Genomic DNA, 725 nt, shown 5'->3' with positions numbered 1-725 from the left:
GTGGGTTGCAAAAGAAGTAGGTAGCTTAACCTTCGGGAGGGCGCTTACCACTTTGTGATTCATGACTGGGGTGAAGTCGTAACAAGGTAACCGTAGGGGAACCTGCGGTTGGATCACCTCCTTACCTGAAGAACCTGCCTTTGTAGTGTCCACACAGATTGTCTGATGAAAAATAAGCAGTAAAAAATCTCTGCAGGCTTGTAGCTCAGGTGGTTAGAGCGCACCCCTGATAAGGGTGAGGTCGGTGGTTCAAGTCCACTCAGGCCTACCAAATTCATCCTGAATACTGCGTTGTGAAACGACTCGCATACTTCAGTATGCTTCGTCCTCCCACGCCTTGTCTCAGTCTGAATTACCGGTACAAGAGATTAGTATTACGATGGGGTTATAGCTCAGCTGGGAGAGCGCCTGCCTTGCACGCAGGAGGTCTGCGGTTCGATCCCGCATAGCTCCACCATCCTTTTACTGCACAAAATAAGAAAACTTCAGAGTGTTCCTGAAAAAGGTGCACTGCGAAGTTTTGCTCTTTAAAAATCTGGATCAAGCTGAAAATTGAAACGACACACTGTTTCCTTTCTCCGTAATAAGAAAGGAAAAGCGGTGTGTTCGAGTCTCTCAAATTTTCACAACACGACCTGTTTTACGAAACAGCTTCGGGTTGTGAGGTTAAGCGACTAAGCGTACACGGTGGATGCCCTGGCAGTCAGAGGCGATGAAGGACGTGC

Annotated in this window: 2 tRNA genes and 1 rRNA gene; all 3 read left to right on the top strand. The window is 48.0% G+C overall.

Features of this window, described 5'->3' with window-relative positions:
- Positions 1–124 (top strand): 16S ribosomal RNA (locus GVK32_RS28690); the annotation flags it as partial.
- 70 nt (positions 125–194) lie between these two features.
- Positions 195–271 (top strand) — tRNA-Ile (locus tag GVK32_RS28685).
- Positions 272–381: 110 nt separating this feature from the next.
- Positions 382–457: transfer RNA gene (locus tag GVK32_RS28680), tRNA-Ala, on the top strand.
- Positions 458–725: the final 268 nt, after the last annotated feature.

Source organism: Klebsiella sp. 18074, from assembly GCF_902705905.1.
GTDB classification, from domain to species: domain Bacteria; phylum Pseudomonadota; class Gammaproteobacteria; order Enterobacterales; family Enterobacteriaceae; genus Klebsiella; species Klebsiella terrigena.
This window is presented reverse-complemented; position numbering and strand designations above follow the sequence as displayed.